Origin of the sequence: Pseudoalteromonas sp. SR45-6 (assembly GCF_014163545.1) — a bacterium.
GTDB lineage: Bacteria > Pseudomonadota > Gammaproteobacteria > Enterobacterales > Alteromonadaceae > Pseudoalteromonas > Pseudoalteromonas rhizosphaerae.
This window is the reverse complement of sequence record NZ_JACJDM010000002.1, coordinates 96,013-111,687: the sequence shown is the minus strand read 5'-3', so window position 1 is coordinate 111,687 and position 15,675 is coordinate 96,013. Positions and strand designations below refer to the sequence as shown.

Annotated in this window: 9 protein-coding genes; 3 read left to right on the top strand and 6 right to left on the bottom strand. The window is 37.2% G+C overall.

The annotated features are described in order from the left end of the window. Positions 1-548: 548 nt before the first annotated feature. The 3 genes from H5158_RS01655 to H5158_RS01645 form a co-directional block, all read right to left on the bottom strand. On the bottom strand, positions 549-3,695 hold the full coding sequence (locus tag H5158_RS01655) for a DEAD/DEAH box helicase (protein WP_182739315.1): 3,147 nt from the start codon (positions 3,693-3,695) through the stop codon (positions 549-551). Between the two features lie 412 nt (positions 3,696-4,107). After that, a complete protein-coding gene (locus tag H5158_RS01650; protein ID WP_182717281.1) occupies positions 4,108-5,070 on the bottom strand; it encodes a transcriptional regulator in 963 nt (320 codons plus the stop codon). A 15-nt stretch (positions 5,071-5,085) separates the two neighbouring features. Beyond that, positions 5,086-6,324 (bottom strand): AAA family ATPase, encoded by a 1,239-nt coding sequence (locus tag H5158_RS01645; protein ID WP_145239012.1) that lies wholly within the window; start codon positions 6,322-6,324, stop codon positions 5,086-5,088. 771 nt (positions 6,325-7,095) lie between these two features. On the opposite strand from H5158_RS01645, the gene H5158_RS01640 reads away from it, so the two are divergent. After that, positions 7,096-8,310, top strand: coding sequence for a replication protein A (locus H5158_RS01640; RefSeq protein ID WP_145239015.1), 1,215 nt, complete (start codon positions 7,096-7,098; stop codon positions 8,308-8,310). Positions 8,311-8,367: 57 nt separating this feature from the next. On the opposite strand, the gene H5158_RS01635 is transcribed toward H5158_RS01640, so the two are convergent. Continuing rightward, a complete protein-coding gene (locus H5158_RS01635; RefSeq protein ID WP_145239018.1) occupies positions 8,368-9,243 on the bottom strand; it encodes a DNA replication terminus site-binding protein in 876 nt (291 codons plus the stop codon). A gap of 1,280 nt (positions 9,244-10,523) precedes the next feature. Between H5158_RS01635 and H5158_RS01630 the strand changes: the two genes are divergently transcribed. Beyond that, positions 10,524-11,873, top strand: coding sequence for a class II 3-deoxy-7-phosphoheptulonate synthase (locus H5158_RS01630; RefSeq protein WP_145239021.1), 1,350 nt, complete (start codon positions 10,524-10,526; stop codon positions 11,871-11,873). Between the two features lie 94 nt (positions 11,874-11,967). Here H5158_RS01630 and H5158_RS01625 read toward each other — a convergent pair whose 3' ends face one another. Next, positions 11,968-12,777, bottom strand: coding sequence for a pyruvate, water dikinase regulatory protein (locus H5158_RS01625; protein ID WP_145239024.1), 810 nt, complete (start codon positions 12,775-12,777; stop codon positions 11,968-11,970). Between the two features lie 154 nt (positions 12,778-12,931). Here H5158_RS01625 and ppsA point away from each other — a divergent pair, with 154 nt between their 5' ends. After that, a complete protein-coding gene (gene ppsA, locus H5158_RS01620) occupies positions 12,932-15,307 on the top strand; it encodes a phosphoenolpyruvate synthase (protein WP_149980298.1) in 2,376 nt (791 codons plus the stop codon). 77 nt (positions 15,308-15,384) lie between these two features. Here ppsA and H5158_RS01615 read toward each other — a convergent pair whose 3' ends face one another. Beyond that, positions 15,385-15,594, bottom strand: coding sequence for a PGPGW domain-containing protein (locus H5158_RS01615; RefSeq protein ID WP_145239030.1), 210 nt, complete (start codon positions 15,592-15,594; stop codon positions 15,385-15,387). Positions 15,595-15,675 lie beyond the last annotated feature (81 nt).

Below are 15,675 nucleotides of genomic sequence, written 5' to 3'. Positions count from 1 at the left end.
AAAAAAGCCAGCTCAAAATGGGCTGGCTCAATCATTACTAAAATTAGTAACCAAATAGGGAAATCAACATGATGCTTGCGTAAACTGCAATTCAACAACAAGCAAAAGAGTAGACGCCCTCAAACTACTTTAGTTCAAAATAAATTTAAAATTGATAAAATAATACTGCATGCGCCAAATCACAGGCATAAAAAAAGCCAGCTCAAAATGGGCTGGCTCAATCATTACTAAAATTAGTAACCAAATAGGGAAATCAACATGATGCTTGCGTAAACTGCAATTCAACAACAAGCAAAAGAGTAGACGCCCTCAAACCACTTTAGTTCAAAATAAATTTAAAATTGATAAAATAATATTGCATGAGCCAAATAGCAGGCATAAAAAAAGCCAGCTCAAAATGGGCTGGCTCAATCATTACTAAAACTAGTAACCAAATAGGGGGAAATCAACAATGATGCTTGTGTAAACTGCAATTTAACAACAAGCAAAGAAGTAGACGCCCTCACGCTAATTTAGTTCAAAATAAATCAGGCTAATTTGAAATAATGCTAACTTTTTATCAAAGAAAGCATTTGCTGTTCATCAAATTTTGTAAAACTCATTGATTTTTCAGTAAATAATGCATCAACAAGCGCTTGCTTATGTTGTTGCATTTTAAATACTTTTTGCTCAATTGAATTCGCCATTATCAGTTTATAAACAAAAACAGGATTTGTTTGACCGATTCGATAAGCACGATCTGTCGCTTGTTTTTCTACTGCTGGATTCCACCAAGGATCAAAATGGATCACAGTGTCCGCCTGAGTAAGATTAAGCCCTGTACCGCCAGCTTTTAAACTAATTAAAAATACCGACGTTTGACCACTGGTAAATTCTTCGATCACTTTATCGCGATGACGCGTTTGCCCCGTAAGCAAGCTGTAATTGATCTCCAGTGATGCTAGCTGCTGCGCAATAATATCTAATGCAGAAGTAAATTGGCTAAAAATAATAATATTACGACCTTCACTTAACATTACTGGTAAATGGCTACTCAACCAGTCAAGTTTTGCACTTCTAGCTGAGGTGTGTTCGTCAATCAAACGCGGGTGACAACATATTTGTCGTAACTTTAATAACGCCTCTAAAAAGGCTAATTTGCTCTTTTGCGCGCCTTGGGAAGCAAACAGGTCGACCATTTTCTCTTCTAGAGAATCAGTAATACTTTGGTAAATGTCTTTTTGCTGTGCTTCGAATTCAAACTCTTTGATCAACTCTGTTTTAGGTGGTAGCTCTTGTGCTACTTCAGCTTTTGTACGGCGTAAAATAAAAGGCAAGATCAGTGATTTAAGCTCTTTAGCACGATCACTATCAGCGTCACGCTCAATCGGAGTCTGAAAATGCTGTTTAAAATGAGCCTGTGAACCAAGCAATGAAGGCATTGCAAAATCTAACAATGATTTCAATTCAAATAAATTGTTTTCAATCGGTGTACCACTTAAACATAAGTTAAATTGTGCATTTAAACGCTTAACTAAACGAGATACTTGCGCACTGTCATTCTTTATATACTGCGCTTCATCAAGGATAATATTCTCAAAATACAACGGCGAGTAGTAAGCGATATCACGCTTGAGTAATGGATAAGTAGTAAGAATGCAATCTGCCTGGGCTAAATGTTGTAATTGCTCAATCCGCGCGCTACCAAATAGGGTCGTCACTTTAATACTACTGGCGAATTTAGCCATTTCATTTTGCCAATTACTTACCAAGCTCGTTGGGCAGACAATTAGCGTTGGGCCTGCTTGCTCTCGTTGCCGTGCGTTAGCTAAAAATGCAATAACTTGTAAGGTTTTGCCTAATCCCATGTCGTCGGCGAGGATTCCGCCTAACTGATGGCGTTTTAAGAACTGTAGCCATTGAACGCCTTGCTGTTGATACTCTCGAAGCCGCACGCCCGCATTCAAGCCATGTAACACTGTAGTAGCAGTAGCTGGTGCATCTAGCTCAGCTAAATAAGACTCTAAGCTGTCGTCGACTAAGTTAACCGCAAAACAGCTCATCTTCATTAAATGTACTAAAAATGATAAAGGTATAAGTAATTCATCGCGTGTTTTTATAAACTCAAAACGATCTTTAAAATCAGTAAGCGTATCAAAAGCTGGTTTTGTTATTACTCCAAACTGTTTACCATTTGCATAATAATAAAAAAGTTCGCTTTGACGATTAAGTGATTGAAATTCTGAATTATCGTTTGCTAATACGGTGGCAGCTTTAGCGTTTGAGATCATTATTTTACTAACAATTTGATGACCTTTACCACGTTTAACATCCAAGCTGACATTAGTGATTGATTTTTTTATCACTAGTTTTTTATCAGTTACCTTCCAACCACGCTGACGAAGTTTAGGCAAAACCTCGTATTTAAACCAATGCTGATGAATAACTGATTGTTTATTAAAAACAAACTCATTTTGTAAAGCCCCTTTACATAGTTCAAAGCCTAAATTTGTGAGCTCTGTGATAACGGTATTTTCAAGCGATGCATTGAGAATATTTGCTGGTGCTGAGTTTGGAGCGTAATTACCATCTTGATAGTTAAAGGTAAGCGTAAGCTTTAATTGGTTATTGCTATTACTAACATCCACAACAGCACAAGTATCTGCTACCCGTTTTATTTTTTTACGTTCAGATGATTGGTAATGAGGTATTACACCGTCACCAAAATTTGCAGCTAATTGCTTATAGACACGATCAAAATTAGCAGTATGAATGGCTGGGATCGCTTTGATATGAGCAACTTCTTCACCACTTAGTGGCGTACGTAAACGGCCTATGCGTAGTGACTCTGTATCAAGATAAGTCGGTGGTGTGGTTTTAAGTAAGAACCAAGATTGTTTACCCGTTAAACTTACATTTAATTGAATAAGATCTTTTTTGTGTGACCACGAAAAACTCAGATCTTCAGCACTATCTGCTTTAATCGACTGACGAGAGCGCCCAAAAAACAAACGCTGAGAAGCAATCAACTGCTGCAATGCGTTAAATCCCCATTGCCCTCTAAGCTCTAAATTACCAAGTGCATTTTGAGAACGGATCCAACTGTATAAACGAAAATCAGTTTCGAGTAAATCGGATGGTGTTACAAAACTATTAAGCTGCTGATCAGTAAGGTTTCTACCGAGGGTATACTGATGTTCTGCAGAGAAAGCGGCAATTTTTGGTGTTAAAATAACCCGATTGTTTTCTACATCAAGCACAAATAAAAGTACATTTTTAGCTTGTGCTGACTGGTTTTGCTTAAGTGTTGTTAGCTCTTCAAACCAATCATTAATTATATAGTCTTGGCCGTAATCACCAGAATGATCAATCTTCAGCTTTAACAATACAGCAGCCAAGTGGCGACAGTTAGTTTTGGCATTACATGAACAGTGTCGATCAACTGTAAAACCATTGGCTAACTTCTTTATCTCTATATGTTGGGTAAAAGTACAGCCTTGATTTCCAAACACCGAGGCATCAATAACAGAGAAATCATGATTATGCTCTAACCAATTAATTTGACCATTTGCTACGTACTCTTTTGCTTTACTGAGCACAGGAGGCTTAAACAGCTGTTTAATAAATCGCTCAGATAAAGGAAATTGAGTCGCTTGCTCTTGCTTGATCTCTTCAAAAATAGCGAGTAGGTCATTCTTAGATAAGTTAGCAGACATATTGCTCAGGGCAGTAAAAAATAAAAATAATTTTACCAGTATATGATTTATCGGCGTCGAGCTAAAGCATTAAAATGATTAAAAAGACTGGTTGGAGCTGATAAGTTAGTAAAAAAATGATCTCAATACAAAAACAGCTGAATTTAATAGTTAAACACAATTAACCAACAACAAACCCACAAGTTATAAACATATTGTTAATTATTAAGCGCGTTTACAGATCACATTTTTACTAAGGTATAAAAAAATAGCGGTAAGAGTGAAAAATATAGCTAATCAGTTAGTAAAAAAATGATCTATGAGCTCAATAGTAAGGTTTATTGATATTTTAGATCATTATTTTACTAACAAAACACAGTTTGGGATCAGAATTTTACTAACAAAAAAAGCCTTCAGATCAGATTTTTATTAACTAGTTAAATGCATTTAATAACTTAGTTAGCTGTTCTAAGCGCTTGTCAGTCATCACTTTATTATCAATTTTGATTGATAAATCACCACTTTTTAAATTACGTTGCAAGCTGATATAATTATTTTCTAGTAGTGCTTCTCGACGTTGAGCTGACTGTGGCTCAGCGGTAAGTAATTTAGTGATCGTCATTGCACGCTTATCATCACCAATTATATCTTCTAAGCTATTATCGTGTGTCAAATGATTTACTTGCTGATTAAAACTATGCTCATCACGTTCTTTTGCTGCAATCAGTTTTTTAGCTACTTCACGGCCAACATGATTCGCTGTTGGATAAAGGGCAAGTACGGCAGCAGGAAGCTTCTCAAAGGCTTTAATTGCATCAGCAATAGCTGTATGCGATACACCTTCAATGGCGGCTACTTCACGATAAGAGCCTTTTTTTCCCTGTGCAACTAACTCATCTTTTGTTTGTTGATATGCTTGGCCAAGTTCCCAGAGGCTAGGGGCAATATATTGGTCTGACGATACCGCTAAAATCTTAGCATCTAAATCTGTAAAATCACTCGAACTAAGAACCATGTAGTCAGCATTGCCAATTATACATGCCATACGACGACGTGAGCCGGCTAATACCAGTGTTTCATCACCTTTGTCCCAACATAGGGCGGGGTGTTGGTTACGACCATCCTCGGCTATTGCAGGGAGTATATCAGCGACAGACTTTTCATTGAGTAACACTTGAACACGACGATTTTTTGCGTACACCTTGGTGGTACTTTCTATTTCAGCATGCGGGATCACTTTGCAAACAAGTGTGATCTGACGATTAGGATCACTTGGTGCAGGCATTTTGATCACATCGCCTGCGTTTGCTTGTTCTAGTAATTCATCAAGATTACTATTACCAATTGAAGTAGCAAAAGGATCTAAGCTGGTGTCATTTTTACGTTTTTTAGCCATTTTTTGTTAACTACCTTACTTAGTTTCATTCAATTGAGATTGTGTTGATTGCCAGTTTGAACGGATCAGCATTTCTAATTCATCAACAACATCTTTTATATTTTCTTGAGCTCTGATCAGTGATTCTCTACTTGCTAAACTGTCAGATGTTTTTTGATCAAAAATAGTATTGAATGACGAAGAGCTCGCTGTAATTGCCGAGCTGTGGTTAATTGGGTAACTCATTACCTGACGACCAAATGCACTGCGTACATCTTTAACGATGTCACGCTGTGAATGATTGCCTTTTACGTAATTAGTTACTAAAAATTGCATAAAGTCCCAACCTTCATGACCTAAAGATGCAACGGTATGATAGATTTCGCCTAAACGTTTTAAATATTTGTTATTAGCATCGAAATCAACGGCTTCAGGATGTACCGGGATCAGCATTGCCGTAGATGCCATTAAAGCATTGTAAAACATGAAGTTAAGAGATGGAGCTGTATCAATTAAAATGATATCGAATTGATCCTTAACCGGATCAATGACTTTTTCTAATAGTTTATGGTAATGACGGGTTTTTTCATAACTTGAACTATCTTTTAGCAACGTTGCAGTTTCGTGTTCAAAGTAAAAGTCATCCATACCAGAAGGCAAAATGCGTATATTTGGGATATGCGTAGGCAAAAAAGCATTTGTAACAAGTTGCTGCCAAGTTTCATCTGGATCTAAGTCAATGCAATCTCGCATTAAATCACCGACCGTGATCGGTTCAGGTTCACTGGGTGGGAAAAAACTCGATGATGACCCTTGCGGATCTAAATCAATAATACCAATACGGTAACGTTTAATGTTAGTCGTAGCTAGGGCTGCAGCAATATTTACCATACTGGTTGTTTTACCACAGCCGCCTTTTAGAGAGTTAATAACAATAACTTGTAATTTATCGTCAACATTGCGGTGATCTGGCTGGATATCCATTATATCTGCCATAGCAAATATATTTACCAAGGTGTAAGCATAATGGCCGTTAGCACCGCGTTTAATGTTTAGCTCATCAAAATCACCATTGTCATGGCGGCGTTTTAAGGTACGATTGTTACAGCCTAACAGATCTGCTGCTGCTTTTTGAGTGTAAGTTCGAAGCTCTTTTTCTTCAGATTTTAAGTGGGCACGATAATGCTGAATACGTCCTGCTAATGATTTTTCTGCGACTTCTGCAGTTGCTTTTAAAAGCCGATAGGTGGATAGCGCATTATTATGAATTGACATACTTTATTCCTCAAAGTTAGGTATTAAGTATAATGTCCATTCAATTGACTGTAAACAACTATTTATGACGACATGGCTTTTAATAACAAGACATTTAGAATTAATTTGTAATTTTAAAATTGCTTAGTATAAATAAAGAAGTTTAAAGGTGGTTAAATATATAAGGTAGTAAAGGTTAAGGGCATAAAATAGACATCTAAGTTTCTGATATATATAAATAATAGTAAAAAAAGTGGATCAGGTTTATACTTGGTTAAGATCAGATCTTTAGTAACTGACAGATCGTAATTTTACTAACTCTGAATCAGATACTTAAGTTATACACAGTTTGAACACAGGTTTACGCACAAAAACCGCTGTTGAGATCAGTTTTTTACTAAGATAATTAAGAACTTATCCACTTACAATCGGGATAAATAGGCTGTTCAATTAGTATAGATCTGATCTGTAGTAGGTATAGATCAGATCTATGCTAACTGATTCGATGATTATCCACAGGCATTAGTAAAAATTAGATTTATGTCGTGTATTTTTGGTTAAAAAACAAAAATACACGGACAAAAATACGCGTGAGTTAGTAAAATTTAGACTTATAACCGTAGTGTTAGTAAAAAACTGATCTGAAAATCAAGATCATTAAGGTTACTTAGTAAAATAGTGATCTGAACATATATTTTAATCCCAGATCAGTTTTGTACTAACTTAAACATTTAACTTTTTCTGTTTAATGTGTTGTTATTAGCTGTCGCAATAAAATTGGAAATAAGAACAATGAACCGAAAGGTCAACATCTCGGTAGATAACTTACCCGATACATTACGGGGTCAGATCCACGGGGTGGAAAGTGCAATAGATAACGAAAGCCTCGCATTATTTACAGACAATAAAGATGTGCGGGTTTCATTAGAAAATGCAGCGCATGGACTAAGGGCCTATTCGAATACTTTTAATCATTATGATTTGTGGGGACGTTTTGTTCGCTCAGGCCATAAAAAATTACCACTCGAAGAAGCACCTAAAAAAACCATTATTACTCGAAAAATATCCGAAAAAGTGGATGGCATTTTGTATGATGGTGAAATTAAAATTACTCCAGCGGTAGTAAGTACCCGTAAAGACGGTGAAGATGTTGAATATTTAGTTTGGCCATCAGATCGTGAAGAAAAAGTAGAACGTGCATTAATCCGTTTAGCTTCTAAAGGTAAAATTGTTAAAATCAATTTTAAGTCCGGTATTCAATATGCCGTGGTTTTTTCGATGAACGAATTAGCGCAAGAACTTAAAGCTGTTGGGCAATCAATGCCTTACCCACAAATCAAAGAAGCATTAGAAGCACTGCAAGGTTCTAAGCTATCGTTTAAGTATTCAGCGACAGATACTAAAAATACCAATATTGATGATTCATTTTACGAATCAAATATGAACTTTCTTTCTTCTTTGCACTTTAGTGGTAAAAAAGGGCAGGGCGGTAATGTTAAATGTGTTGCGTGCTTGAATGCGTTTGTCCATAACATGATCGATAACCTCGAATACAAAGGTTACTATTTCAATAGTGCGCAAGAATTAAAGCGCGGATTATCTCGCTGGATGATGTTGCGTCTTTATCATCTTTGGCGCTATGCGGCACCAGGAAAAACATATCATTTTAGATTGTTATCTATCATGGAAAAATATGGCTCAATCTATTCAACTGACGATATCACTGAAAATAAATTAAAAGCATTGCGTCGTGATATGACCACTACGATGAAAGATCTTATCGAAAAAGGTGCTATTTCAGAATATAGCATTACGAATGTTAAAGATGATAAAACTGGTAACATTGTAGATTATACATACGAGATGCATCCTTCAGATCAGTTTTGTGATGAAATACTTACTTTGAATAAGCATAACAAACGTATTGAAATTCAAGGTGGTAAACGCATAGTTGAAAATGCAGTTTTAATCGACGAAGATAAAATTGAAGAAATAGTCAAAGATTAACTTACCGCTTAAGCTTATTCTGACTAAGGCCGCTATATAGCGGCCTTTTTAACATAATTATTTATCAACTTGTTCCAAATATAATCTATCAACAAGAAAATCATACTCTCGTTTACGCGGATGGCTTTGTGGTTTTTGATAATCTGATAACGTACCTAGTTTTACATCCGGTTCAGGGTTTATCAAAATAAAAGGTAGTGCGGCACTAACATGATAACGATTTTGCGCGGTGTATCTCACATTTACTTGTGGGCTAACGCGGGTGGGGCGTCTTATTCGTAACTTATCTTTATCTCCTAAACTAGCGACACGTAATTGTTCTTGAGCAACGAGTGTTTGCCAACTGAGTTGATCTATCATTCTAGGATTGGAATAACCGGCTGATTTTTCGAGCATGGCTAGTGCCATCTTTTTTGTCAGTGTTTTAGTCGCGTGTTTGTGCATCCAGGTAAAACGAACTGAAAAAGGGGAGTTTACTTCAAAATGAATTTTACGGTACGCGGCGAGTGTTATTAAATTTGGTATCGCATTATGAACCGCTTCAAAGCGAGCATCATTATTATCAATGGCTAGAATACATTCTTTAAATGCAGCTTTAGCTTTATTTAATTGTTGAATTCGAGCAACAAGTTGTTTTTGATCCGCATTTTTTATTACCAGTAACCCAGGGTGACGTTTTAAAACACGACTACTTAAGCCTGATTTTTTATAGATATCGTTAAATGAATTTAAAATCAACTTTTGGCCCGTAGCACCTGTAATTTTCGTAACATTGATCGATTGAGGGACTATCTTTTCATCGTTACTATCAATATCAGGCAATTGATAATAATCAGCCTTTGAATAATCGCATTGCATTAAATCATCAATAAAGTGATTAGTTAAATCACTAAGTAAATCGAACTGACTGCGAATTTGTACTTTAGTTACCATAAGAACACATCATACAATATAGATGATAATAGTCTACCATAGCCGCAGTTAAACTAAAAACAAAGCAGCGCACAATCACCTGTTTATTTATCGTTTAATTTTACTCGATGCTAAGTATATATTATAAATCGAATTAAGTATGATGTGTTCTTTGTTCTTGGTAAGGACCTTATAACGGATAGGTTGATAGTTTTTCTAACTTAAAAGTTCGATCATCTCTAAATAAGTATGTTTAATTATTGCCTTTGAGCTGATGATTAAGTACATCATGTTGCTGCAATTGTATAATCTCCGATGCGATAGAGGTATTTACCTCAAGTATAAGTTGTGTAATTAAAGGGTGAGGACTAACTCTATTGTAGTTTTCAGTTGCCAATGGATACTGGTATATCAATGCAACAATTTACGGGAGCTTATTGATGTGACCAATTCTATAAATTACTCATAGGCACACTATTTCAATTTTGCTTCAGGGGATTATCTAATTTGAAACAGCTTACAAATTATCAGTCGTGCAGTTGCAGTGAGTAAGTTTATGGCTGTGAGCACAAAAATAAACTGCGCTTACAGACTTTATAACCATGAAGCTTAAGTAATCGTCGATATAGTTAAAGAGCTGAACTACAGTGATAACAAGCTGCTAAACCTATCTAGTTTAAGCCAGGCATTATAAAAATGTTATATGAACGCTGAGAAATAGGCCAATAAGATGTATAGGAGTTGGAGTCAAACCAGCGCTCGAATTTTACAATTACATACTATTGCCTTAATTTAATTGCAGTGTCATTCAGGCTTGAATTGACAACTATCAGTAATTTGAGATACGTGCCAACATGAATCAAACAAGGTAGTTACAAGCAACATCAGACGAACTGAATTTCATTTAATTTAGGTATACCTCTTTATTACTCAGCACCCCTAGCACATATTTTAAACTTCAGCCATTTGATATAAAAAATAATCTAATTTCATCTGTAAAGTTAAGGTTACATAGTATTACAATTTAAGTATGATGTGTTCTTATTTTCAGTTGTAGAGTAGGCACTTAGTTTATTTACTAAGGTCTCGCTGTATTATTTAATTTTATGTTTTATATTAATAAGTTAAACAATACCCTGTGCATATTTTAAAAAATAAAAAGGTGGCAGAACAGTGCAAATCATCAATAATATTTATCTCATAACTAAATAATTGATAATTAGCGAATATAGTCCTTGAACAGGGGCACTGCATACGTTAATTTTCATCTATCAGGTAAATGTAGGAATGAGGAAATTAATATGCAGTCGTGGAACCCAAATAGCTGGAGAGAGCTCCCAATACTTCAGCAGCCACAGTATCCAGATCAAGAAGCGCTGAAAACTGTTGAAGGCCAATTAAAGAGTGCACCGCCACTGGTCTTCGCAGAAGAGACCCGTAGTTTATTTAAACAACTAGAAGACGTTTGTGAAGGCCGTGCCTTCTTACTTCAAGGTGGTGATTGTGCTGAATCATTTAGTGACTTTAATGCCGCTAATATTCGTGACACATTTAAAACAATATTACAGATGGCAGTCGTACTAACTTATGGCGGTAAATGCCCTGTAGTTAAGATTGCGCGCATGGCAGGGCAATATGCTAAACCACGCTCAGCAGATTTAGAAACCATTGATGGGGTATCTTTACCTTCATACCGTGGTGATATCGTAAATAATTTTGAGTTTACTGAACAAGCGCGTATTCCCGATCCACAACGCTTAATGACGGCTTATCATCACAGTGCAGCAACATTAAATTTATTACGCGCATTTGCACAAGGTGGACTTGCAGATTTACATCAGGTAAATCGCTGGAACATGGGTTTTGTTGCAGCAAACCCACTTAAAGAAAAATACCAACAACTTGCGGATAAGATTCAAGATGCGCTTGAGTTTATGGAAGTGTGCGGTATTAACTCAACAATTGCACCAAGCCTTAAAGAGACTGATTTATACACCTCTCATGAAGCGTTATTACTGGGGTATGAAGAAGCGCTTACTCGCCGTGATCATCTATCTGGTGATTGGTATGACTGCTCAGCACATTTTGTTTGGATTGGTGAACGTACTCGCCAACTTGATCATGCTCATATCGAATTCTTTAAAGGTATTAAAAATCCAATTGGGGTAAAAGTTGGCCCAGGAATGGATCCTGACGACTTAATTCGTTTAATTGATGCGCTTAATCCAGATAACATCCCAGGGCGCTTAACATTAATTACACGTATGGGTGCTGATGTACTTCCTGAAAAGTTGCCGGCCTTAGTACGTCGCGTTCAACAAGAAGGCCGTAAAGTAATTTGGAGTTCTGATCCAATGCACGGAAATACTGAAAAAGCGACATCAGGGTATAAAACCCGAAGCTTTGACAATATTTTGCGTGAGATCAGCCAGTTCTTCGCAGTTCATAAAGCTGAGGGCTCGTATGCAGGTGGTGTTCATTTAGAAATGACTGGCCAACATGTTACTGAGTGTACTGGTGGTGCTTACGGATTATCTGATGACGATCTAGCACAGCGTTATCGCACACAGTGTGACCCACGTTTAAATGCTGATCAGGTATTAGAACTTGGCTTCTTAGTTGCAGATTTATTAAAAGACGCACGTAAGTAGAGTTAGTCCAAAAAATCAAAAGCCGCAGATGCGGCTTTTTTAATGTCCGATATTATTTTTATACCTTGTGTAACTAAAATTAACTATATTGAAGTTAGTACTTACGTCGCTCAAGGTTAGTATCAGAAATGATCTTAGCGGAAATTTCTTCTACAGAATGATGGGTCGAATTTAAATACGCCAGCTTATGTTTTTTATACAGCATTTCAACTTCGCGTACTTCGATTCGACATTGCTTAAGTGAAGCGTATTTTGAATTAGCCATACGGCGTTGGCGAATATCAGCCAACCTGACTGGATCAATCGTTAAACCAAACAGCTTATGCTTATAGGCTACTAAGCACTGTGGTAAGTTACCCGAATCTAAATCTTCTTCAGTGATAGGGTAGTTAGCTGCTTTAATACCATACTGTAGTGCTAAATATAAACTAGTTGGCGTTTTACCACTGCGGCTTACGCCGACCAAAATTATATCGGCTTCAGCATAGTTACTTATATTAGCGCCGTCATCATTCGTAAGCGCATAGTTCACGGCATCAATTCTAAAGTCATAACTTTTTTCATGCATTGAATGAGTACGATGAATTTTAGGCACCGGCGCTACTTTTAGTTCTTGCTCAATTTTCTCACTAAATGTAGTTAAGAAATCATAAGTAACGGCGTTCGATGAGCGAATAATTTCACTTAAATTGTGATTAACAAAAGTAAAAAAAACCAAAGGTTTTTCGCCTTCGCGTTGTGCCGTTGCATTGATCAATGCTTTTATTTCGTTCGCTTTTTTTTCAGTTTCAACAAAAGGGATAGTTTTATGATTAAATTCAACGGGAAATAATGACAAAGTGGCGTGGCCAAATACTTCAGAAGTAATAGCAGTACCGTCAGAAATATAAAATGCAGTTCTCATATTAACCTTTTTATTACGTTTAATAGTTAAAATAGCCACCCTACGGTTTACGTAAGGTCTATTGCCAGTGTAGAATGAAGGTGACCTTTTTAGAAGGTTTTCTTTCTTAACTCTCACAGTTATTACTACAATTTGTTTTTTTGGAGAAAGATCCGTGCAAGAATACGTTCTCTGGTATCAAGAGCTTGGTATGCAAGATGTTCCTCGTGTTGGCGGCAAAAATGCCTCACTCGGCGAAATGATTTCTAACCTAGCAAACGCTGGTGTACAAGTCCCAGGTGGTTTTGCTACTACCGCAGACGCATTTAATGAGTTTCTTGAGCAATCAGGACTAAATGCAAAGATCCACGACATTTTAGACACACTGGACGTGGAAGATGTAAATACACTAGCAAAAGTCGGCGCTGATATTCGTCAGTGGATTATCGACACCCCATTCCAACCTAATTTAGACCAAGCCATTCGCGACGCATACAGCCAACTCCACGGCAATGCAGCAGACGATGTTTCATTCGCAGTACGTTCATCAGCAACAGCTGAAGATATGCCTGATGCATCATTCGCAGGTCAGCAAGAAACCTTCCTAAATGTACGTGGTATCGACTCAGTAATGGTCGCCATCAAGCATGTGTTCGCATCGCTTTTCAATGACCGTGCCATTTCATACCGTGTTCACCAGGGTTATGATCATCGCGGCGTAGCATTATCTGCGGGTATTCAACGCATGGTACGTTCTGATAAGTCATCGTCTGGCGTTATGTTCAGTATTGATACTGAATCAGGTTTCGAAGATGTCGTGTTTATCACCTCAAGTTATGGTCTAGGTGAAATGGTTGTACAGGGCGCAGTAAACCCTGATGAATTTTATGTTCATAAACCAACACTTGCTAAAGGTAAGCCATCTGTAGTGCGCCGTAATATTGGCTCAAAAGCGATTCAAATGATTTACTCTGCCGATCAAGCGCATGGTAAACAAGTAGAAATCGTAGATGTAGATGCAGCCCTTTCAAATAAATTCTCAATTACCGATGCCGAAGTTCAAGAGCTTGCAAAGCAAGCTGTGATCATCGAAAAACATTATGGCCGCGCGATGGATATCGAGTGGGCAAAAGACGGTAATGACGGCAAGCTATACATTGTACAAGCTCGCCCTGAAACAGTTCGTTCAAACGAAGATACGAATGTTATGGAGCGTTTTCAACTAAATGGCAGCAGTGCTGTTGTCGTTGAAGGACGTGCCATCGGTCATAAAATTGGCTCAGGTGTTGTTCGTGTACTTGATTCGATTAAAGAAATGGATCAAGTTCAACAAGGTGACATTTTAGTAACCGACATGACTGATCCAGATTGGGAACCTATCATGAAACGTGCTGCAGCGATTGTAACTAATCGTGGTGGTCGTACATGTCACGCGGCAATTATTGCCCGTGAGTTAGGTATTCCAGCAGTTGTAGGCTGTGGTAATGCAACTGACCTGATTAAAGCAGGCCAAGAAGTAACCGTATCATGTGCTGAAGGCGACACTGGCTTTATTTATGAAGGTATTTTAGATTTTGAAATCCTCACTTCACGTGTCGATAAAATGCCTGAACTACCAATGAAAATCATGATGAACGTTGGTAACCCAGATCGTGCATTTGATTTTGCACGCTTACCACACTCAGGTGTTGGTCTTGCTCGCGTTGAATTTATTATCAACCGTATGATTGGTGTGCATCCTAAAGCATTGCTAAATTTTGATGCTCAAACAGATGAGTTAAAAGCTGAAATCACACAGATGATTGCCGGTTACGAATCACCGGTTGAATTCTATATTGCTAAATTAGTTGAAGGTATTTCGACCTTAGGCTGTGCATTTGCACCAGAGCGTGTAATTGTTCGTATGTCTGATTTTAAATCAAATGAATATGCTAACTTAGTTGGCGGACAACAATACGAGCCTGAAGAAGAAAACCCAATGATTGGTTTCCGTGGCGCAGCACGTTATATTTCGGAAGATTTCCGTGACTGTTTCGCACTAGAGTGTGAAGCAATCAAACGTGTTCGTAACGACATGGATATGGCCAACATTGAAATCATGATCCCATTCGTACGTACCCTTGAAGAAGGTAAACGTGTTATTGAATTACTTGAAGAACATGGTCTTAAACGTGGCGAAAATGGCTTAAAAGTAATCATGATGTGTGAACTTCCATCAAATGCATTACTTGCTGATGAATTTTTAGAACATTTTGATGGCTTTTCAATCGGTTCAAACGATTTAACGCAACTTACGCTTGGTTTAGACCGTGACTCAGGATTAATTGCCCATTTATTTGATGAGCGTAACCCTGCAATCAAAAAACTACTTTCTATGGCAATTCAAACTGCCAAAGCAAAAGGAAAGTATGTTGGTATTTGTGGTCAAGGTCCATCAGATCATGAAGACTTTGCTGCGTGGTTAGTAGAGCAGGGCATTGATTCTGTTTCACTAAACCCAGATACAGTACTTGAAACTTGGTTATACCTTGCTAAAAAATTAGCAAAATAATCGTTAAAGTATAAAAAATGCCAGCGTTATTGCTGGCATTTTTGTTTACTCAATATGTTATAGCCTATTTATAACTTTTATCGGGCTAACTTCTTATCTAAGAACGCGCAAGATTTTGTCAGCGCTTTTTGGCAAATTGCTAAATAATGGCGTGCTTTAGGGTAATAAAAAGAGAAACACATAAGCCCTGCAATAAAAAAGATCAAAGAAGGGCCTGGTACAATAGCAAAAAATAATCCCAGCAACATAAATAAACTGCCGACTAAAACTAATACACATTTTTTCATTTCAATTCCCTCGCAATTAAGCATCTACTATGAGTATAAGTAATCACAGTCTTTTTACGATAAAAAGAGTGTTACAAACTG

Coding starts and splice junctions, on each gene's coding strand:
- H5158_RS01625 (WP_145239024.1), bottom strand. CDS start 12,777: ATGAGAACTGCATTTTATATTTCTGACGGTACTGCTATTACTTCTGAA.
- H5158_RS01635 (WP_145239018.1), bottom strand. CDS start 9,243: ATGGTAACTAAAGTACAAATTCGCAGTCAGTTCGATTTACTTAGTGAT.
- H5158_RS01640 (WP_145239015.1), top strand. CDS start 7,096: ATGAACCGAAAGGTCAACATCTCGGTAGATAACTTACCCGATACATTA.
- H5158_RS01645 (WP_145239012.1), bottom strand. CDS start 6,324: ATGTCAATTCATAATAATGCGCTATCCACCTATCGGCTTTTAAAAGCA.
- H5158_RS01630 (WP_145239021.1), top strand. CDS start 10,524: ATGCAGTCGTGGAACCCAAATAGCTGGAGAGAGCTCCCAATACTTCAG.
- H5158_RS01655 (WP_182739315.1), bottom strand. CDS start 3,695: ATGTCTGCTAACTTATCTAAGAATGACCTACTCGCTATTTTTGAAGAG.
- H5158_RS01615 (WP_145239030.1), bottom strand. CDS start 15,594: ATGAAAAAATGTGTATTAGTTTTAGTCGGCAGTTTATTTATGTTGCTG.
- H5158_RS01650 (WP_182717281.1), bottom strand. CDS start 5,070: ATGGCTAAAAAACGTAAAAATGACACCAGCTTAGATCCTTTTGCTACT.